This is a genomic window from Glycomyces terrestris, from assembly GCF_003933745.1.
Classification (GTDB): Bacteria; Actinomycetota; Actinomycetes; order Mycobacteriales; family Micromonosporaceae; genus Glycomyces; species Glycomyces terrestris.
In genome coordinates, this window is sequence record NZ_RSEB01000002.1 from 71,008 (window position 1) to 91,061 (window position 20,054).

The 20,054-nt window shown below is 72.8% G+C and carries 16 protein-coding genes; 9 read left to right on the forward strand and 7 right to left on the reverse strand.

The annotated features are described in order from the left end of the window. Positions 1 to 118: 118 nt before the first annotated feature. Together EIW28_RS05850 and EIW28_RS05855 are read left to right on the forward strand one after the other, a co-directional pair. Positions 119 to 1,891 (forward strand): ABC transporter ATP-binding protein, encoded by a 1,773-nt coding sequence (locus tag EIW28_RS05850; protein ID WP_125246804.1) that lies wholly within the window; start codon positions 119 to 121, stop codon positions 1,889 to 1,891. A gap of 441 nt (positions 1,892 to 2,332) precedes the next feature. Next, entirely contained in the window at positions 2,333 to 3,385 is a 1,053-nt protein-coding gene (locus tag EIW28_RS05855; RefSeq protein WP_125246805.1) for a glycerophosphodiester phosphodiesterase family protein, read from the forward strand. 305 nt (positions 3,386 to 3,690) lie between these two features. Here the strand turns inward: EIW28_RS05855 and EIW28_RS05860 are convergent, their stop codons facing one another. After that, entirely contained in the window at positions 3,691 to 4,227 is a 537-nt protein-coding gene (locus EIW28_RS05860; protein ID WP_232013819.1) for a GNAT family N-acetyltransferase, read from the reverse strand. Between the two features lie 116 nt (positions 4,228 to 4,343). Between EIW28_RS05860 and EIW28_RS05865 the strand changes: the two genes are divergently transcribed. After that, on the forward strand, positions 4,344 to 5,813 hold the full coding sequence (locus EIW28_RS05865; protein WP_125246807.1) for an ABC transporter substrate-binding protein: 1,470 nt from the start codon (positions 4,344 to 4,346) through the stop codon (positions 5,811 to 5,813). A 3-nt stretch (positions 5,814 to 5,816) separates the two neighbouring features. After that, positions 5,817 to 7,532 (forward strand): ABC transporter permease subunit, encoded by a 1,716-nt coding sequence (locus tag EIW28_RS05870; RefSeq protein WP_125246808.1) that lies wholly within the window; start codon positions 5,817 to 5,819, stop codon positions 7,530 to 7,532. A gap of 75 nt (positions 7,533 to 7,607) precedes the next feature. Here EIW28_RS05870 and EIW28_RS05875 read toward each other — a convergent pair whose 3' ends face one another. The 3 genes from EIW28_RS05875 to mscL form a co-directional block, all read right to left on the reverse strand. Continuing rightward, positions 7,608 to 8,396, reverse strand: a complete 789-nt coding sequence (locus tag EIW28_RS05875) for a VOC family protein (protein WP_125246809.1) — start codon at positions 8,394 to 8,396, stop codon at positions 7,608 to 7,610. Positions 8,397 to 8,487: 91 nt separating this feature from the next. After that, a complete protein-coding gene (locus EIW28_RS05880) occupies positions 8,488 to 9,303 on the reverse strand; it encodes a VOC family protein (RefSeq protein ID WP_125246810.1) in 816 nt (271 codons plus the stop codon). Between the two features lie 109 nt (positions 9,304 to 9,412). After that, positions 9,413 to 9,799, reverse strand: a complete 387-nt coding sequence (gene mscL, locus EIW28_RS05885) for a large conductance mechanosensitive channel protein MscL (RefSeq protein WP_125246811.1) — start codon at positions 9,797 to 9,799, stop codon at positions 9,413 to 9,415. 161 nt (positions 9,800 to 9,960) lie between these two features. Between mscL and EIW28_RS05890 the strand changes: the two genes are divergently transcribed. Then, positions 9,961 to 10,806 carry an aldo/keto reductase gene (locus EIW28_RS05890; RefSeq protein ID WP_125246812.1) on the forward strand — a complete coding sequence of 282 codons (846 nt, stop codon included), beginning with the start codon at positions 9,961 to 9,963 and terminating at the stop codon, positions 10,804 to 10,806. A 54-nt stretch (positions 10,807 to 10,860) separates the two neighbouring features. On the opposite strand, the gene EIW28_RS05895 is transcribed toward EIW28_RS05890, so the two are convergent. Continuing rightward, a complete protein-coding gene (locus EIW28_RS05895; protein ID WP_125246813.1) occupies positions 10,861 to 13,260 on the reverse strand; it encodes a carbohydrate-binding protein in 2,400 nt (799 codons plus the stop codon). 43 nt (positions 13,261 to 13,303) lie between these two features. Further along, positions 13,304 to 14,308 carry a LacI family DNA-binding transcriptional regulator gene (locus EIW28_RS05900; RefSeq protein ID WP_197717114.1) on the reverse strand — a complete coding sequence of 335 codons (1,005 nt, stop codon included), beginning with the start codon at positions 14,306 to 14,308 and terminating at the stop codon, positions 13,304 to 13,306. A 508-nt stretch (positions 14,309 to 14,816) separates the two neighbouring features. Here EIW28_RS05900 and EIW28_RS05905 point away from each other — a divergent pair. From EIW28_RS05905 to EIW28_RS05920, 4 genes are all read left to right on the forward strand, one after another. Beyond that, a complete protein-coding gene (locus EIW28_RS05905) occupies positions 14,817 to 16,097 on the forward strand; it encodes an ammonium transporter (RefSeq protein WP_125246815.1) in 1,281 nt (426 codons plus the stop codon). Between the two features lie 127 nt (positions 16,098 to 16,224). Next, the gene (ffh, locus tag EIW28_RS05910) at positions 16,225 to 17,763 is read left to right on the forward strand and encodes a signal recognition particle protein (RefSeq protein ID WP_125246816.1); all 1,539 of its coding nucleotides are present in this window, start codon (positions 16,225 to 16,227) and stop codon (positions 17,761 to 17,763) included. A 91-nt stretch (positions 17,764 to 17,854) separates the two neighbouring features. Further along, complete coding sequence (locus tag EIW28_RS05915; protein WP_125246817.1) at positions 17,855 to 18,946, forward strand: amidohydrolase family protein; 1,092 nt, start codon at positions 17,855 to 17,857, stop codon at positions 18,944 to 18,946. A gap of 109 nt (positions 18,947 to 19,055) precedes the next feature. Then, positions 19,056 to 19,577, forward strand: a complete 522-nt coding sequence (locus EIW28_RS05920; RefSeq protein ID WP_187350579.1) for a DUF4190 domain-containing protein — start codon at positions 19,056 to 19,058, stop codon at positions 19,575 to 19,577. 60 nt (positions 19,578 to 19,637) lie between these two features. Here EIW28_RS05920 and EIW28_RS05925 read toward each other — a convergent pair whose 3' ends face one another. Further along, positions 19,638 to 19,994, reverse strand: a complete 357-nt coding sequence (locus tag EIW28_RS05925) for a VOC family protein (protein ID WP_125246818.1) — start codon at positions 19,992 to 19,994, stop codon at positions 19,638 to 19,640. Positions 19,995 to 20,054 lie beyond the last annotated feature (60 nt).

Genomic DNA, 20,054 nt, shown 5'->3' on the forward strand with positions numbered 1-20,054 from the left:
GAGTCCGAATTACTCCCCCGAGCGGAGGGCGGTGTCGGCCGCCCCGGGTAGCGTCGAGGGGGTCCGCGACACCCGGCGGACCCGCAGCGTCGCCGCTGCGAAAGCCGAAGGAACCAGGATGACCGACACCACCCCGGCGGCCGAGGCCGCCGCACCCGAGGCCCCGGCCCGGGCACCGATCACCCGATTGTGGGTCTACGCGAAGCAGCACCTGCGCCTGCTCCTCATCGGCGGCGCGCTCTCGTTCGCCGGCGGCATCGTCGGCCTCGTCCAGCCGCTCATCGCGATGGACGTGATCGACACCCTCGCCGCGAACGACTCGCTCACCCGCCCGCTCCTCTACCTCGCGGCCGTGGTCGTGGTCGGCGGCGCGCTGACCGCCCTCGGCCCCTACCTCATGCAGATCGCCGGCCAGGACGTCGTCCTGACCGTGCGCAAGGACCTCATCGGGCGGCTCGTGCGCCTCCAGGTGGCCGAGGTCGACCGGCTCAAGCCCGGCGACCTGGTCTCCCGGCTCAGCTCCGACACGAACCTCCTGCGCACCGTCGCCAGCACCACCGTCATCGGCGGCGTCACCGACACGTTCATGATCCTCGGCGGCATCGGCCTCATGGCCTGGCTCGACCCGGTCCTGTTCGGCACCACCATGGCCATGGTCGCGATGGTCACGGTCATGATGCTGTTCATCATGCCGCGCATCCAGAACGCCACGGTCGACTCACAGAAGGCCCTGGGCGACATGGGATCGCTGCTGGAGCGGATCTTCAGCGCGTTCCGCACCGTCAAGGCCTCCGGCGCGGAGGACCACGAGATCGCCCGCCTCGAGGCGGCGGCCACCACCGCCCGCGACAAGGGCGTCAAGGCCTCGCTGTGGGAGGCGCTCGCGGGCGTCGCCGCGTTCATGCCGGTGAACATCGCGTTCCTGCTGGTCCTCGGCGTCGGCGGCGCGCGCGTCGCCTCCGGGGCCATGGAGGTCGGCACCCTCATCGGGTTCCTGCTGCTGCTGTTCTACCTGATGGGGCCGATCAGCGGCCTGGTCGCGTCGCTCTCGCAGCTCCAGACCGGCCTCGCCGCGATCCACCGCGTCGAGGAGGTCGCGAACCTCGCCTCCGAAGCGGCCCAAGGCGAGCCGCGCACCACGGCCTCGGAGGGCCCGGCCCAGGTCGCGTTCGAGGACGTGACCTTCCGATACGCCGACGACCTGCCGTTCGTGCACCACGGAGTGACCTTCGCGTCGACCGGGCGCGGCCTGACCGCGCTCGTCGGGCCCTCCGGCGCCGGCAAGACCACCGTGTTCTCGCTCATCGAGCGGTTCTACCCGGTCACCACCGGACGGGTCACGGTCGACGGCGTCGACGTCCGCGACTGGCCCCTGGAGGACCTGCGCGGCCTCATCGGCTACGTCGAGCAGGACGCCCCGGTCCTCGACGGCACGCTCCGCGAGAACCTCGTGATGGCCGCCCAGGACGCCACGGAGGCCGAGATCGAGGACGTCGTCACGACCGCGCGGCTCACCGAACTCGTGGAGAAGCTCCCCGAGGGGCTCGAATCGCGGATCGGCTACCGCGGCACCACCCTCTCGGGCGGCGAGCGCCAGCGCGTCGCGATCGCGCGGGCGCTGCTGCGCAAGCCGCGGCTCCTGCTGCTCGACGAGGCCACCTCGCAGCTCGACGCCGCGAACGAGGCCTCGCTCAAGCAGGTCATGCTCGACGCGGCCGAGCGCACGAACGTCCTCGTCGTGGCCCACCGCCTGTCGACGGTGACCAGCGCCGACCAGATCGTGGTCTTCGACGCGGGCATCGTCCGCGCGGTCGGCACCCACGCCGAACTGGTCGAGAAGGACGACCTCTACCGCGACCTGGCGGCCTCGCAACTGCTCACGGCCGCTTGACGATCGACCGCGGGAGGGCCGGGCTGCGATGCGGCCCGGCCTAACCTGTCGGTCCGGTTTGATATCTGCGGGCTTCGATGCTCGGGGCGCAGCCCTTGGATCGTCCCCTTCGGAGCGTCGAGTGAGCCGGATCCGCTCCAGGTGGTGGTCGAGGTGGCGCGTAAGGACGACGCTCAGGGGCGCGGCGATCGCGGCCCCGAGGACGGTGACCATGAGCCCGGCCGTGCCCTCGCTGACGCCCAGCTCGGCGCAGCGCCCGGCGCGGTTGCGGCTCAGTGGTTATAGCGGCGCCGCCGGGCGAAAGGCCCGATTTCGGGCGGGTATCTTCAACCAGGCTTCAAGTCCCGTTCAACTACGGTCCCGCGCGAGTACGGCCGCGCACGGTTGGCTGAGGGTGACCCAGGCCCCCGACGGGCCCTTCCCCGAGAAAGGTGGACGCACATGTCCCGCAAGGGCGCCCTCCTTCGCGGCGCGGCCGCGATCGCCGCCGCCGGCGCGATCATCGGCCTCATGGCCTCCCCGGCCGCCGCCAAGCCGCACCACCCCGGCCACGGCCACGACTCCGACCCGATCGTCATCGCCCACCGCGGTGCCAGCGGCTACCTGCCCGAGCACACGCTCGAGGCGTACGCCCTCGCAGTCGACCTCGGCGCCGACGTCATCGAGCCGGACCTGGTGCTCACCAAGGACGGAGAGCTACTCGCCCGCCACGAGCCGGTCCTGGACGAGACCACCGACATCGCCCAGCACCCCGAGTTCGCGGACCGCAAGACCACCAAGCTCATCGACGGCGTCCCCGTCACCGGCTTCTTCGCCGACGACTTCACCCTCGCCGAGCTCAAGACCCTCCGCGCCGAGGAGCGCCTGCCGTCCGTGCGTCCGCAGAGCGCCGCCCACGACGGCGAGTTCGAGCTGGTCACCTACGACGAGGTCCTCGACTTCGTGGACGGCCTCGACCGCCGTGTCATCACCTACCCTGAGATGAAGCACCCGTCCTATTACGAGGACAAGGGCATGAGCATCGAGGACGCGCTGGCCGACCTCCTGGAGGAGCGCCGCCTCGACAAGAAGCGCTCGCCGGTGTGGATCCAGTCGTTCGAGTACCAGAGCCTGCTCAACATCGCCGAGCGCGTCGACAACCGCATCGGCCTGAACATCGACGGCCAGGGCGAGATCCCGGACGCGGAGCTCGACGAGTACGCCGAGACCCTGGACACGGTGAGCCTGAACAAGAACCGCATCGTGCCGCGCGACGCGAACGGCTACCTGCTGGAGCCGACCGACGTGGTCGAGCGCGCGCACGAGCGCGGCCTGGACGTGCACGTGTGGACGTTCCGCAACGAGAACCAGTTCCTGCCCGCCGACTTCCGCCAAGGCAGCGGCGGCGCGACGTGGGGCGACTTCGAAGCCGAGTACGAGCTGTTCTACTCGCTCGGCGTCGACGCCGTCTTCAGCGACTACCCGGACAAGGCGATCGCAGCCCGCGACTGCTGAGACCGGGTCGCGAACCCAGGATTCGCAACCGAGAAGAGGGGCCGCCCTGCCGCCGGGGCGGCCCCTCCTCGTGTCCGGAGACCAGGTTCGCCCCCCGGGGTCGGGTGTGTCGCAGCGCAAGCGCCCCCGGTTACAAAGGTGCCCGAGGGGTACGACGATCTCCGCGCCCGCCGACCCCCGGGGTCGGGTGTGTCCGATCGCGACCGCCCCCGGCTGCAAGAGTGCCCGGCGGGTGTGACATCGCGCCTGCGGGATGGGGAAGGGCGGGCGGCCGCGCCGGCCGCGAGGCTCTGCGGGGGAGGGGGTCAGCGGGGAAGGTCGAGTTCGAAGTGGACGGTCTGGAAGGGCTCGCCCGCGTCCTCCGCCGCCTCGTTGACCGCGATGCGCTCGTCGAAGAGGACGCGGCCGCGGCGGGACCAGAATTCGACCGCGCCCGGGGTGCGGGCGTCGGTGTGGAGGTACACGCCCGTGTAGCGCTCGCGGGAGGCCGCGAAGGCCAGGCACGCGTCCACGAGGGCGCCGGCGAGGCCGCGGCGGCGGTGCTCGGGGCGCACGTACACGCGGTAGAGGCTCGCGGTGCGGCCCTCCTCGAAGCGGGCCGCGACCTCCGGCGGGTGCGGCGGCGAGGCCGGCGTCTGCCCGCGCACGCCCGCGGTCGCCACGACGCGGCCGCCCCGCTCGGCGACGAACAGGGCGTTGTCCTCCGGCGCCAGGTAGCACGCCTCCAGGTCGATGATGTCCGCGTGCCACTGCGGCAGGTACCCGTGCCCGAAGTCCCGGTAGACGGTGTCGAGCATCACGGAGCGCGCCTGCGCCAGGTCGGACGCCTCTGCTTGGCGCACAACGTAATCCGTCACGTCTCTGGTTTCACTCGCGGTTGCGGCACTCGACATGTGTGCCATTATTGCACTCGATTTGCAATAAGAAGAACTTCGCGACAAGAGACGAGGCCCACGCCATGCCGCTCTCCCGGCGCACCCTGCTCGCCGCCGCCGCGCCCCTCGGCCTCGGCGGGACCCTCGCCGCCTCCGGCTGCTTCGCGCCCGACGAGGCCGGCGCCGGCCGCCTCGTCCTCGCCAACGCCCTCACCCCCGCCGCCGGACTCTCCCCGCACTCCGAGGACGCGTTCCTCCTCGCCCGCTGGGGCGTCGCCGAGACCCTCGTCGACCTCGACGACGACGGGCAGCCCGTGCCCCGGCTCGCCCTCGAGTGGACCCGCGCCGACGACACCGCCTGGGACCTCGTCCTCCGCGACGGCGTCCGCTGCCACGACGGCACCGTCCTCGACGCGGCCGCCGCCGCGGCCGCCCTCACCGCCGCCGCTCGGGCCGCCGCCGTCCCCCGCGTCATCGACGGCGTCGGGCTCACCGCCGAAGCCCTGGACGACCGCACCCTCCGCGTGCGCACCGAGACCCCCGACCCCGTGCTCCTGCAACGGCTCTCGAGCCCCTACCTCGCGATCCTCGCCGCCGGCGCATACAGCGGCGGCGCCGTCGACCCCGTCGGCCGCGCCACCGGGCCCTTCGCCATCACCGAGTCCAGCACCACCGGCGTCGTCCTCGAACGCCACGACGACTACTGGGGCGAGCCCGCCGCCATGACCGGCTACCGCGCCGACTACGTCCCCGACGCCGCCACCCGCGTCGCCGCCCTCCGCTCCGGCGAAGCCCACGTCATCGAGGCCGTCCCCTACGCCCAGATCGCGAACCTGGACGACTCCCGCCTCCAGGACGCCCCGACCGGCCGCACCGTCAGCCTCTACCTCAACACCCAAGGGCCCCTTGCCGACCCCGCGCTCCGCGCCGCCGTCGCCGCCGCCGTCGACCCCGCCCCGATCGTGGACGACATCTACGAAGGCCGCGCCGACGCCCCCGAAGGACTCTTCGGCCCCGCCCTCGCCTGGGCCGCCGACCACCGCCCCCACACCCTTCCCGACCCCGCCGCCCCCGCCGGCGAGGCCCTCAGCTTCGCCACCTACTCCAACCGCGCCGAACTCCCCGAGGCACTCACCGTCCTCGCCGCCCAGCTCCAGGACGCCGGCTTCGCCGTCACCACCGAAGTGCGCGAGTACAACGACATCGAACCCGACATGCTCGCCGGCGCCTTCGACCTCTTCCTCATGTCACGCTCCGTCGTCCAGGACTCCGGCGACGCCTACACCTACCTCCACTCCGACTTCACCAGCGGCGGCGCCTTCAACGTCTCCCAGCTCGCCGACCCCGCAGTCGACGCGGCCGTCGCCGCCGTCGCGACCGCCGCCGACCGCCACAGCGCCGTCCTCGACGCCGAGGCCGCCGTCCTCGCCACCGTCGCCGTCGTCCCCGTCGCCCACGAGCGCCTCGTCACCGGTGTCGCCCAAGGCGTCAGGGACGTGGCCAGCGACCCGCGTGAACGCCGCATCATCACCGCCGCCACCGCGATCGAATAACCGATGGCGCTCCTCCGCGGCCTCCTGGTGCGCCTGGCGGTCCTCGCGGCCGTCCTCGCCGCCATCGGCCTCATGCCCTGGCTCGCCCGCCGCGACCCCGCCCTCACCGTCCTGCGCGCCCGCTACCCCGGCCGCGAGACCACCCCGGCCGCCCTCGACGCCGTCCGCGCCGAACTCGGCCTCGACGCCGGCCCGCTCGCGCTCCTCCGGGACCGGCTCGCCGGCCTCGCCCGCGGCGACCTCGGCACCTCCTGGGTCTCGGGCGAACCCGTCGCCGGCACCGTCCTGCCCGCCCTCGCCGTCTCCCTCACCGTCATGGGCGCCGCCTTCGCCGTCGTCCTCGCCATCGCCGGCGCCGCCGCCCTGCCCGCCCTCAGGCGCGCCGCCGACGGCCGCCGCGTCGGCACCGGCGGCGTCGCCGTCGCCGGACTCGCCGCCCTCCCCGAGTTCCTCGTCGCCGCCCTCGGCGTGGCCGTCTTCGCCGCCTGGCTCGGCCTCCTCCCCGCCTACGGCTTCACCGGACCCGAGCACCTCGTCCTCCCCGCGCTCGCCATGGGCCTGTCCGGCGGCGGCGTCCTCGCCCGCCTCGCCCGCGACGCCGTCGGCCACGTCGCCGCCGAGGACTGGGTCCGCCAGTGGCGCGCCGCCGGCTGCACCCGCCGCCGGATCATGCGCGGCCTCCTGCGCCGCGCCCTGCCGCCGCTGCTCCCGCAGCTCGCGATCATCGCCGTCTCGATCACCGGCGCCGCCGTCGCCGTCGAGACCGTCTTCGCCGTCCCCGGCCTCGGCCGCGCCGCCCTCGCCGCCGCCGACGCCCAGGACCTCCCCGTCCTCCAGGCCTGCATGGCCCTGCTCGTCGGCCTCGGCTTCACCGCCGGCCTCCTCGCCCGCACCGCCGCCGACCGGCTCGCCGGACCCGCCGGCACCCCCACCGCGGCCGCCCCGCCCGTCCACGGCTCCCGCCGCGGCGCCCTCCTCTGGATCGCCTGCACCGCGGCCCCGCTGCTGGCCGCCGTCGGCTACGGCCTGGTCCGCTCCGGCGCCGTCGCCACCGGCTCCCGCCTCGAAGCCCCCAGCGCCGCCCACTGGCTCGGCACCGACGAACTCGGCCGCGACGTCCTCGCCCGCCTCGGTCAAGGATCACTGTGGACGGTCGGCGCGGCGGTCGCCGCCTGCGCCGTCTCCTACGCGATCGCGCTCGCCCTCGGCTTCGTCCCGCGCCTGGCCCACCCGCTCGCCGAAGCCTGCAACTCGTTCCCCGTCGCCATCGCCGGGATGCTCGTCGTCGTCCTCCTCGGCCGCGGCCAGACCGGCGCCGTGCTCGCCGTCGTCGCCGTCTCCTGGCCCCCGCTCGCCGCGCACGCCGCCGAACTCACCGCCCGCGCCCGCACCGCCGGCCACCTCGAAGCCCGCCTCGCCCTCGGCGCCGGACCCTGGCACCTCCTGCGCCGCCACACGCTCCCGCTCGTCGCCGGACCGCTCGCCTCCCACGCCGCACTCCGCCTGCCCGGCATGGCGCTCGGCATCGCCTCGCTCGGCTTCCTCGGCCTCGGCGCCGGCCCCGACTCGCCCGAATGGGGCGCGAGCCTCGCCCGCTCCCTGCCCTACCTCGAACGCGCCCCGCTCGCCGCCCTCGCCCCCGCCGCCGCGATGACCGCCATGACCCTCGCCGTCATGGCCGCCGTCGCCCTGCCGGGACGCCGGCGTCCCGCGCGGTGAACGACGCGCGGCGGGACGGGGACGACCGCCCCCGTCCCGCCGCACTCGATTCGGCAGGCGACCGCTCGGCCGCCGCTACTCCCAGGGGCGCGGGGAGTGGATCGAGACCACCGTGCCGCTCGGGGCCGCCACGCCCGCGACCCGCAGGCCCGGCACGTCCATCGGCTCGGCCGCCACCGACCCGCCCAGGTCCTTCGCCCGCGCGCACACCGCGTCCGCGTCGTCCACCGCGACCATGACGCTCCACTGCGGCGGCAGGCCCTGCTCGAACCCCTCGGCCGCATGGCAGCCCCCGAACTCCGCGCCGCCCCCGCCCGGGCTCAGCGCCGCGTACGGCCGCGGGTTCGCCGGGTCCTCCCACGGCGGCACGACCACGTTCCAGCCCAAGAGGTCCTGATAGAACCGCATCGCCTCGGCCGGCACGCCGTCGACGTGGTACTCCGCCCACGAGACCGAGTTCGGCTCGCCCCACACGCCGAACCCCGTCGTCTCGTCGAGCGCCTCCACCAGCCCGAACGACGCCCCGTTCGGGTCCTCCAGCATCGCGAACCGCAGCATCCCGCCCACGCTCTCGGGCGGGGCCGTCACCGTCGCGCCCAGGCGCACCGCCTGCTCGGTCGCGGTGTCGCAGCTCGCGACCTTGAACTGGAGCCCCCACGACTTCGACGGCCGCATCCCCGGCGGGCACGGCATGATGCCGACGACGGCCCGCCCCCCGATCCCGAACGTCGTGTAGTCCCCGAAGTCCGGCCCCGCGTTCTCGGACTCCCAGCCGAACAGGCCTTCGTAGAAGGCGGTGTCCGCCGCCAGGTCAGAGGTGAGGGAGTCGGCCCAGATCGGGGCTCCCAGTGCGATCTCGGTCATGGCGCGCTGCTCCTTCAGAGGGTCGGTGTGCGCTGACCCCCTCACCGTGGCACGCCCCACCGACACTCGAGCCGGTTTCGCCCACTCCGGGCTACTCCCGCGTCGACATCACCGTGAAGTACGCGCCCGTCGGCGACGTCAGCACCGCCATCCGCCCGCCCGGGTCGTCCACCGGCGCCACCGCGACCGTCCCGCCCAGGTCGACCGCCTTCGACGCCGTCAGATCCACCGAGTCCGTTCCGAAGCACACCGTCCAGTGCGGCTTCATCCGCAGCTCCGGCCCCAGCGCCATCCGCGCGCCCCCGAACTCCACCTGCCGGCCCGCGATCCCGTGCCCCCCATGGGTCCACAGGCCCACGTACGCCGCGTCCTCGCCTGGCTCGCCGCCCTCGGCGTCCTTGAGCGACCAGTTCAGCAGCTCCGAGTAGAACTGCATCGCCTCCGCCGGCGCCCCGTCGTACACGTACTCGAACCACACGATCGCGCCCGGCTCGTTCCGCGCCGTGAACCCCACCTTCTCGCTCAACGGCTCGAACAGCCCGAACGCCCCGCCGTCCGGGTCCCGCAGCGCCGCGTACACCAGGTCGTCCCCGACCCGGATCGGGTGGCTCGTGATCGCCGCCCCCAGCTTCTCCGCCTCCGCCACCGCCTGCACGCAGTCGCCCACGTGGAACGCGACCCCCCACGACGAGCCCGCTCCCCCCGACGCGCCCTCGGCGATCCCCGCCACCGCCCGCGCCTCCGAGACCGTCGTCCCCAGGCACAGCTCCGTGTAGTGCCCGAACTGCTCGCCCGAGTCGAACGCCGCCCAGTTGAACAGGCGCATGTAGAAGTCCACGTCCCCGGACAGGTCCGGCGTCACGGCGTCGGCCCAGATCGGCGCGCCCAGAGGGATCGAGGTCGGCATGGCGGTCCTCCCGTCGGGTCGGTGTCGTCCAGCGTCCCAAACCGGTGCCCGCACTGGCAAGGGGCGGCGGCCCCGGGAATGCCCGGCGCCGCCGCCCCCGAAACCGCGCCTAGCTCTGGCGCTGCTCCCGCAGCAGGTCGCGGATCTCTTGCAGCAGCACGACTTCGCTCGCCTGGAGCTCCTCCTCGACCTCCTGGTGGTCCCTGAACCGCTCCCGCAGCTTGTTCATCGGCAGCACGATCACGAAGTACACCGCCAGCGCGGTCAGGAAGAACACCAGCAGCCCGTTGAGGAACACCCCGTACGGGAACTCCACGCCGTTCACGGTGAAGCTGCCGCCCACCTCGGCCCCGCCCGTGACGAGCGTGATGAGCGGGTTGAGGAACGCGTCGCCGAACGACGTCACGAGCGCGGTCATCGCCGCGCCCATGACCACGGCCACGGCCAGTTCGACCACGTTGCCGCGCATCAGGAAGTCTTTGAAACCTTTGATCATGCCCCAGAGTCTCGCATCCGGGGGCGCCCGAGCCCGCGCCGTGCTCCGCGGTGTCGGCTGTGACCGAGGCGATACCACCCGATCGGGAACAACCGGCCCGGCCGCCGCGGTTGCACCAGGCACCGCACCCGGTACCCGCAGCAGCGAGAGAAGGCAGAACCATGAGCGACATCGTCATCGGCGGCGACCTGACCGTGGACCGGCTCGGCTACGGCGCCATGCGCCTCACCGGCGACCCCGGCATCTTCACCCCGCCCAAGGACCGCGCCGCCGCGGTCGCGGTGCTCCGCCGCGCCGTCGAGCTCGGCGTGAACTTCATCGACACCGCCGACGCGTACGCCCTCGGCGACAACGAGCGGCTCATCGCCGAGGCCCTGCACCCGTACGCCGACGGCGTCGTCATCGCCACCAAGGGCGGCAACACCCGGCCCTCCCCCGAGGAGTGGGTGCCCTTCGGCAAGCCGGCGTACATCCGCCAGCAGGCCGAACTCAGCCTGCGCCGCCTGAACGTCGAGACCATCGACCTCTACCAGCTCCACCGCCTCGACCCCGACCTCCCGGTCGCCGACCAGATCGAGACCGTCGCCGACCTCCAGCGCCAGGGCAAGATCCGCCACATCGGCCTCTCCGAGGTCACCGTGGACCAGCTCAAGGAGGCCCAGCAGGTCGCCCCGATCGCGAGCGTCCAGAACCTCTACAACCTCATCAACCGCCAGAGCGAGGCCGTCCTCGAGTACACCGCCGAGCAGGGCATCGCGTTCATCCCGTGGTTCCCGATCGCCGCCGGCGAGCACGCGGGCCCGGACGGGCCGGTCGGCAAGGTCGCCGCCGAGGTCGGCGCGACCCCGGCCCAGACCGCGCTCGCCTGGCTCCTGCGCCGCTCGGACAACATCGTGCCGATCCCGGGCACCAGCTCGATCGCGCACCTGGAGGAGAACGTCGCCGCCCGCGAGGTCGTCCTCACCGACGAGCAGTACGCGGTCCTCGACGCACTCGCGTCCGCTTAGGACCCCGAGGCGCCGCGACGGGGCCCGCGCCGAGCGGCGCGGGCCCCGCCGCGCTCACGGGTTCAGCGGGGCGATCACGAACCGCTCGAACTCGGCGGTCGGGCCGTCCTCGTTCCCGAACGCGATCGTGTTGCGGCCCTCCGCGAGGTCCACGATCACGGGGTACGTCCAGAAGTCGTTCCAGGTCCAGGTGCCGCGCATCGGGTACCGCCCGGCTGGCTTCCCGTTCACGACGAGGTCGCAGTGCCGGGTCACGATGTCCACGTCGGACTCGTGGCCTTCGGCGCGCTCCCCGTTGGCGTAGCTGACGATGAGCGCGTGCGGCCCCGCGGCGGCCTCGAACGCGATGGTCGCGTCGGCGCCGCGGCCGTTCCAGCCGATGACGTGGCCGCCGCCGGCGAAGTCGTTCACGATCAGGCACGACCCGCCCGAGCGGACCGCCTCGGCCGCGTCCACCTCCAGCGGCGCGGGCCCCTCGACCGGCTCCACGACGAGCTCCACCGCGTCGGCCCGCAGCCGGTTGATCCCCGCGTGGAGGAACACCGGCCGCGTCAGGTCCACTGGGACGCACTGGTTCTGGGGACCCAGGAGCACGCCGCGCGCGGCGCCCGCGATGCGGTGGTACCGGTCCGCGGCGGCGTACACGTCGAACACCGGGCCCGCGGCGTCGTCGTGCCGGGCGAACGCCCCGTCGTACACGCCCCGCTCGGGCCGGTCCTCGGTGAGCACGATCTTGTCGAGGGCGACCTCGCCGCGGGCGGTGCCGATCGCGCCGGACTTCGACAGCTCGACGGTGTTCGCGCCCGCGCGCAGGCGCACCGGGACGTGCACGACCGAGCGGTGCTGCCAGTTCATCGTGGAGGGGTACTCGAGGAACCGCTCGGCGCCGTTCACGGCCAGCACCTGCTGGGCCGGCTGCGGCTCCGTGGCCTCGGCGCCGCGCCCGTACTCGTGGGAGTAGAAGACCGCGAGGTCGTAGCCGCCGTCGGCGGGGACCTCGACGGTGAACCTCACGGCCGAGTCGTTCATGTTCAGGCCGCTCACGTCGTGCTCGCCGGAGGCGGCGAACCCGTCGCCCTCGCCGGGGTGCCCCTGCCGGGCCACCTCGCCGGAGGTGACCTGCGCGTGCTCGGCCTCCCAAGAGCCGCGCCACGGCGGGGCCTCCAGCGGCGCGCCCGCGCCCGGGACGATCGCGATCCAGTACGCGGCCATGCGGTCCGCTTGCGGCACTTGCACTTCGAGTCGGCCCGGCGGTCCGGTGACCCGGCTCAGCGCGACCGGCGGCCCGGCGGCGCCCTCGTACCCGGTCCAGTCGATCCGGTGCACCGTCGCGGTCACGGCCGGGCCCCACAGCTCCGGGTCCAGGCCCTCGACCACGACCGTGAAGTCCCCGGCGCACCCGCCCGCGAGGACCTGCGCGGTGCGCCGCTCCCGGTCGAGGCTCGCGATCCCCTGGAGCGTGTCGGGCGTGTCCGGCTGCGGCGGCGTCACCTGCACCGTGGTGCCGGTCATCCCGGAGTACGCCTTGAGCAGCCACCACGCGCCGCTGGGCACGTTCGTCTGCGGGGCCGCGCCCGAGTAGCCCCCGGACGCGGTCCAGAACGCCATGTCCGCGTGGACCTTCGCGTCCTCGAACAGCGCCGCCCACTGCACCAGCTGGCCGGGCACCGACAGGTCCCGGTTGTTCGCGTACTCGTCGATGTTCACCGGCCGCGGCTCGATGCCGAGCTCGCGCTCGAGCTCCCGGTACTCGGCGTGGTGGGACCGGAAGTCCGCCAAGGACTTCGGGGACAGCTCGTGCCAGGCCGTCCACTCCGGGAGCGTCCCGGTGTCGCGGGCGCGGCGCAGGAAGTGCCGCAGGAACCGGCCGTGGAAGTAGGACTCGTTCGGCCCCGCGATCGGCACGCCGGGCGCGAGGCGGCGCAGCAGCCGCACCGTGGTGGTCCAGTCGGCGACGAACCGGTCGAACCGCGCCGGGGCGTCCTCCTTGAGCGCGTACCAGATCCAGTCGGGCTCGTTGAACGGCACGAGCACCAGGCGGCCCTCGTTCGCCTCGGTGAGCATCGGCGGGACGACCTCGCACAGCCGCTCGTGGTAGACGTCGATGCCGACGTCCTCGTACGGCCAGGAGGCGAACAGGTCCTGGAGGTACACGAACGCCAGGCCCGTGCGCCCGCGCGGCCTGCCGTTGCGGCGCAGGACCGCGACCGCGGCGGAGGCGTCCCCGCCGGGGTGCTGCGCGCCGCCGTCGGGCTTGACCGCGAGCGTGGTCAGGTCGAGGGCGTCCAGCAGCTCGTCGCCGGGCACGCCGTCCTCGGCCACGCCGTACAGCGACCCGGTCGCGCCGTGCATGACCGGGCCGGTGGGGGTCGCGAAGTCCGCGACCAGCCGCGGGTTCGCCTGGGGTACAGGGCCGGAGGGCCCCGCCGGCGGTTCGGAGGGGACGGGGTTCATGGCTTGGGCCTTTCGGGGTTCACGCGCAGGTCGCCTCCCGGGGTCAGGAGGAAGGCGGCCCCGAGGTCTCGCGGACGATCAGCTCGGGCTCGGGCCAGCCCGGGACGGGGCGCGGGATCGAGCCGTCCACGCGGTGGCGCAGTAGCTCGAACGCGCCGCGCCCGACGCTCTCGAAGTCCTGGTTCACGGTGGTCAGCGCGGGGGTCGTGTACGCCGAGAACGGGGTGTTGTCGAAGCCGACGATCGACAGGTCGCCGGGGACCGAGCGGCCCGCCAGGTGTGCGGCGCGGAGCGTGGCGAGCGCGAGGTGGTCGTTGCCGCACAGGATCGCGGTGACCTCCGGGTCGGCCACGAGGGGCTGCACGGCCTTGAACGCCTCGGCGATCGTCCAGCCGGACGGCACCGGCTCGGGGACGGGCCGGCCGGCGTCGCGCAGCACCCGGGCCCAGCCCTCGGCGCGGTGGGCCTTGCCGCCGCCGAACGTCCCCGTCGAGGTGGGGATCGCCAGGTGGTGGACGGTGGTGTGCCCGAGGTCGAGGAGGTACCTGGTGGCCTCGGCGGCGGCCTTGCCGTCGTCCATGCCCACCAGCCACGGCGAGGCGGCGAGCTCCTCGGCGGTGTAGGGGCCGATCGCGACCATCGCGTGCGGCTGCTGGTCGAGCAGGACCTGCTTGGCCCGCATGCCGGGCTCGTCGTGGGCCATGATGATCGTGGGCTCGCCGGCGCGGGGGAGGCGCGCGATGATGTCGGCGTCCGAGTGCGTGTCGGCGGGGTCGAGGACCGAGATCTGGACGCTCCAGTCGAGGGCCCGCGCGGCCTTCTCGATGCCGCGGAGCGCGGCCTCGGGGCCGTAGAGGGAGGTGTCGGCGGTGAGGACGGTGACCGACTCGGCGGCGCCGCCCGCGAGGCTGCGCGCGAGCCGGTTGGGCCGGTACCCGAGTTCGGCGATGGCCTCCAGGACCTTGTCGCGGGTGGCGGCGGCCACGCGCGGGGAGCCGTTGACGACCCGGGAGACGGTCTGGTGCGAGACGCCTGCCAGCCGCGCCACGTCCCAGATACTGGCTGCCTTCTTCGGTTGCGCCATCGCTGCCGTCGCTTTCCATGTTTCGTTCGCACGCACGCCGTTGCGGGGCGCGCGGAGCGCCCCGGTCCAATACGACGATACGCCGCCCGTTGTGAACGTTCACCAATCTGCGAGTCCAAGGACATTAGAGCACAGTTCCGTAACGGAGCGGTCATGCCGAGGTAACGGTTCATTCGAGCTCATCAATGCGCTCAAAAGCCGCATCGGCCCCACGCGCGCCTCCGGCCTCGCGGAAAACCACCCCTGTGAGCGTGAGTTCACACACTCGAAATCTTTGGCGACAGCTTCTTAACACGCAGGCCCGGGTCGCGTAACACGTCACGGTGAAGCTGGCTTCACTCCGGTAGGTAGGAGATTCACGCGCCGGTCGCAAGGCCGGCGCGTGACCATTCTCCAGAGCACCGCCGCTCCCCTCGACGCCGGACACCTACTCAAGCCCATATCTACCTATCTCTGGAGAGAGGAGGCGGCCATGCCCGAGTTCGACAGCGGCAGCAATGCCTGGATTCTTACCTCAGCCGCCCTTGTTCTGCTCATGACCCCCGGCCTGGCCCTGTTCTACGGCGGTCTGACCCGCGCCAAGAGCGTCATCAACATGATGATGAAGTGCCTCGTCGCCATCGGCGTCGTCTCGATCGCGTGGACCGTCGTCGGCGAGTCCATCGCCGTCGGCGACCTCACCGGCGAGCACCCGCTGTGGGGCGACGTCTCCAGCTCCTTCCTCCTCGGCTACACCACCGACCTCGAGGGCTACACCGGCGGCGTCTCGAACGCCGCGGTCGCCGCCTTCGGCATGATGTTCGCGATCATCACCGTCGCCCTCATCGCCGGCGCGGTCGCCGACCGCATGAAGTTCTCCGCCTGGGTCATCTTCGCCACCGTCTGGGTCATCGTCGTCTACGCGCCCGTCGCCTACTGGGTGTGGGGCTCGGGCTGGATCGAGGACTGGGGCGTGCTCGACTTCGCGGGCGGCACCGCGGTCCACGCCAACGCCGGCGCCGCGGGCCTCGCCCTGGCCCTGGTCGTCGGCCGCCGCATCGGCTGGAAGGACGGCAACTTCGCCCCCCACAACCTGCCGCTCGTGGTGATCGGCACCGGCCTGCTGTGGTTCGGCTGGTTCGGCTTCAACGCCGGCTCCGCCTTCGCCTCGAACGGCACCGCCGGCCTGGCCCTGCTCAACACCCAGGTCGCCACCGCCGCCGCGATCCTCGCCTGGCTCCTCATCGACCGCATCCGCGGCGTCAAGCCCTCGGTCCTCGGCGCCTGCTCCGGCGTCATCGCGGGCCTCGTCGCCATCACCCCGGCGGCCGGGTACGTCAGCCCGATCGGCGCCATCGCCCTCGGCGCCGTGGCCGGCGTCATCTGCCCGCTCGCCATCGGCCTGAAGCACAAGCTCGGCTACGACGACGCCCTCGACGTGGTCGGCCTGCACATGGTCGCCGGCATCTGGGGCTCGATCTCCGTCGGCCTGTTCGCGGTCGCCGAGGTCGCCGGCACCGACGGCCTCCTCTACGGCGGCGACGCCGCCTTCCTCGGCAAGCAGGTCGCCGCGGTCCTCGCCGTGGTCGCCTACTCCTTCATCGCCTCGCTCATCATCGGCCTGATCCTCAAGTTCACGATCGGCGTCCGGATCAGCGAGGAGGAGGAGCTGGCCGGCATCGACTCCGCCCAGCACGGCGAGGCCGGCTACGACCTGCCCGTCAACGGCAACACCAGCCTCGACGCGCCGGAGACCGAGAAGGTCACCGCGTAAGGCACCGACTTCACGTCACCGCTGAGGGACGGCCGCCCCGCCACGGGGCGGCCGTCCTGTTTTCGCGCCCCGCCGCGCGCCCCGTTAAGCTCGTATGAGTCCAGCCCATCCACCGAGAGGTCCAATCGTGTTCGACGCATTGTCAGATCGACTGTCGGGAATCTTCGAGTCGATCCGCGGCAAGGGCCGCCTGACCGATGCCGACATCGACGCCACCGCCCGCGAGATCCGCCTCGCCCTCCTCGAGGCCGACGTGGCCCTCCCGGTGGTCAAGACCTTCATCGCCCAGATCAAGGAGCGCTGCAAGGGCGCCGAGGTCTCCAAGGCCCTCAACCCCGCCCAGCAGATCATCAAGGTCGTCAACGAGGAGCTCATCGCGATCCTCGGCGGCGAGACCCGCCGCGTCAACTACGCCAAGCAGCCCCCCACGGTCATCATGCTCGCCGGCCTCCAGGGCGCCGGCAAGACGACCCTCGCCGGGAAGCTCGCCAAGTGGCTCAAGGGCGACGGCCACTCCCCGCTCCTGGTCGCCGCGGACCTCCAGCGCCCCAACGCCGTCGGCCAGCTCCAGGTCCTCGCCGAGCGCGCCGGCGTCGCCGTCTACGCCCCCGAGCCCGGCTCCGGCGTCGGCGACCCCGTCAAGGTCGCCACCGACTCCATCGCCGAGGCCCGGCAGCGCGGCCACGACGTCGTGATCGTCGACACCGCCGGCCGCCTCGGCGTCGACGAGGAGATGATGCAGCAGGCCCGCGACATCCGGGCCGCCGTCAACCCCGACGAGGTCCTCTTCGTCATCGACGCCATGATCGGCCAGGACGCCGTCAACACCGCCGAGGCCTTCCGCGACGGCGTCGGCATCACCGGCGTCGTCCTCTCCAAGCTCGACGGCGACGCCCGCGGCGGCGCGGCCCTCTCGGTCCGCCACGTCACCGGCCGCCCCATCCTCTTCGCGTCCACCGGCGAGAAGCTCGAGGACTTCGACGTCTTCCACCCCGACCGGATGTCCTCGCGCATCCTCGGCATGGGCGACATGCTCACCCTCATCGAGCAGGCCGAGGCCGTCTTCGAGGAGAAGCAGAAGGAGGAGTACACCGACAAGCTCCTCAAGGGCGAGGACTTCACCCTCGAGGACTTCCTCGACCAGATGCAGGCCATCCGCAAGATGGGCCCCATCGGCAACCTGCTCAAGATGATGCCCGGCATGGGCCAGATGAAGCAGCAGATCGACTCGATCGACGACAAGCAGATCGACCGGACCACCGCGATCATCCGCTCCATGACCCCCGCCGAGCGCCGCGACTCCTCGCTCATCAACGGCTCGCGCCGCCTGCGCATCGCGAACGGCTCCGGCGTCACCGTCTCCGAGGTGAACCAGCTCCTCGCCCGGTTCAAGGAGGCGCAGAAGATGATGCGCCAGATGAGCGGCGCCATGGGCATCCCCAGCGGGAAGGCCACCAAGTCGCCCTACACCAAGCGCAAGGGCAAGAAGGGCGCCAAGAAGAAGACGGTCCGCCGCGGCGGCCCCGCCTCCCAGCAGCGCGCCCCCCAGCTCCCGCAGGGCGGCCTCCCGGGCCAGATGCCGGACCTCTCCGGCTTCAACCCGGCCGACCTCCCCGACATCGACTTCGAGCAGTTCTTCAAGGACCAGGGCAAGAACGACAAGTAGCCGCGCCGACGGGAACCGACCGGGCCGGACCCGGCGCCGATTCGGGCGCCGCGCTGGACATCGCGACCCGTCCGGGTGATACTTCGGGGCGATGACTGCACTCGAACCGCTCGCGCCGCTCCATCTCCGGGTCGTCTGGCTGCCGTACGACACGGTCGTCGACCTCTACGTGGACGGGGACCGCATCACGTTCGACCCCGTTCCGGGCGCCGAGACGATCGCGACCTCCGGCTTCGCGCTGCCCGGCCTCGTGGACGCCCACTGCCACATCGGCATCCGCCGCGGCGCCGCACCCGTCGAGAGCCTCGACGAGGCCCGCGAGCTCGCCCGCGCCGACCGCGACGCCGGCGTCCTCGCCATCCGCGACGCCGGATCGCCCTACCCGTACCCCGAGCTCGTCGGCGAGGACGGCCTCCCGCGGCTCATCCGCGCCGGCCACCACGTCGCCGCCTCCAAGCGCTACCTGCGCGGCATCGGCCTCGAATGCGAACCCGACGAGGCCGTCGCCGCGCTCGCCCGCCAGGCGAAGCTCGGCGACGGCTGGGTCAAGCTGGTGGGGGACTGGATCGACCGCGGCAAGGGCGACCTCGCCCCCTCGTTCGAACCCGAGATCCTCACCGCCGCCATCCACGCCGCCCAGGCCGAGGGCGCCCGCGTCGCCGTCCACACCTTCTCCGAAGAGGCCGTCGCCTGCGTCGTCGAGGCCGGCGCCGACTCCGTCGAGCACGGCACGGGCCTCTCCAAGGACCTCCTCGACCGCATGGCCGCCAAAGGGATCTCCTTGGTGCCCACCATGATCAACATCGAGACCTTCGACGACATCGCGGCCGGCGCCGACGCCAAGTTCCCCCGCTACGCCGACCACATGCGCCGCCTCAAGCGCGGCTTCCCCGAGGTCGTGCGCGCCGCCTACGAAGCCGGCGTCAAGGTCCGCCTCGGCACCGACGCCGGCGGCGGCATCGACCACGGCCTCGCCGCCGAGGAGATGCGCCTGCTCCACGAGAGCGCCGGCATCCCCGCCGCCGAGGTGGTCGCCGCCGCCTCCTGGGAGGCCCGCGAATGGCTCGGCATCGCCCCGGACCTCGGCGACGTCGTCGTCTACGACCGCGATCCCCGGCTCGACCTCGCCGCGGTCCGCGAACCGGCGCTCATCATCCTCCGGGGTCGCCTGCTGCGCCCCTGAGCTGGCCGTTTCGCCCCGATTCGCGAAGTGGCCTCGTCCCACAGTCATTGCGGGGGTCGGATATCGTGAACGTCCCCGCGCCGTTTCCGCCCGAGCAGAGAGTGCAGCGATGACCTATCCTCCGACTCCGGACCAGTCCGGCCAGGGCGGCTTCCAGTACGACCCGTACGGCAGCCAGCCCGGTTCCCAGCCCGAGCAGCCCGGCTACAGCCCGCAGCCGCAGCAGCCGGGCTACCAGCCCCAGCAGCCGGGCTACGGCCCCGCCCCGCAGCTGCCGCCCGCGGCGCCCGGCTACCCGCCCCAGTACGGCGTCCCCGGCCCCTACGGCCCGCAGCTGCCCAAGGGCCAGGCCATCGCGTCGATGGTCCTCGGCATCATCGGCGTCGGCATCCTCTGCCTGCCGATCCCGTACGTCAGCGGCATCATCAGCCTCGGCTGCGGCGTGACCGCCGCGATCCTCGGCGGCATCGCGATGAAGAAGATCAACCAGGGCCTCGCGGGCGGCAAGGGCCAGGCCATCACCGGCCTCGTCCTCGGCATCATCGTCTGCGCGCTCGCCCTGATCGCGCTCATCGCCGTCGGCAGCCTGCTCGCCATGTTCGGCAGCGCCGCGACGACGACCACGTACTAGACCGCACGACTCGAGGCGGCGCGGGCCCGGCCCGCGCCGCTTTCGCGTTCCCTCACGCCCTCACATGGTGACGAGGCAGAACGGGTGCCCGACCGGGTCGGCGAAGACCCGGAACGTCTCCCCGCCGCCTTCGAGGCGCCGCACGCCGATCCTCAGCACCGCCTCCTCGCCCGCGTCCAGGTCGCCGACCTTGACGTCGAAGTGCATCTGCTGCGGGGCGTCCTGGGTGGGCCAGGTGGGGGCCCGGTAGCCCTCGACCTGCTGGAAGGCCACGCCGGGCCGGTCGGGCGCGTCGCCGATGACGACCCAGTCGTCCTCGTCCTGAACCCTGACCATGCCGAGCAGCTCCTCGTAGAACGACGCGAGCGACGACGGGTCGGGGCAGTCGATGATGAGTCCGTGCCATGTTCCGATCATCAGGCCAGTGTTCCAGCCGGGTGCGACCGTCAAACGCGGTTCAGGGGACGCCGTCGCCGA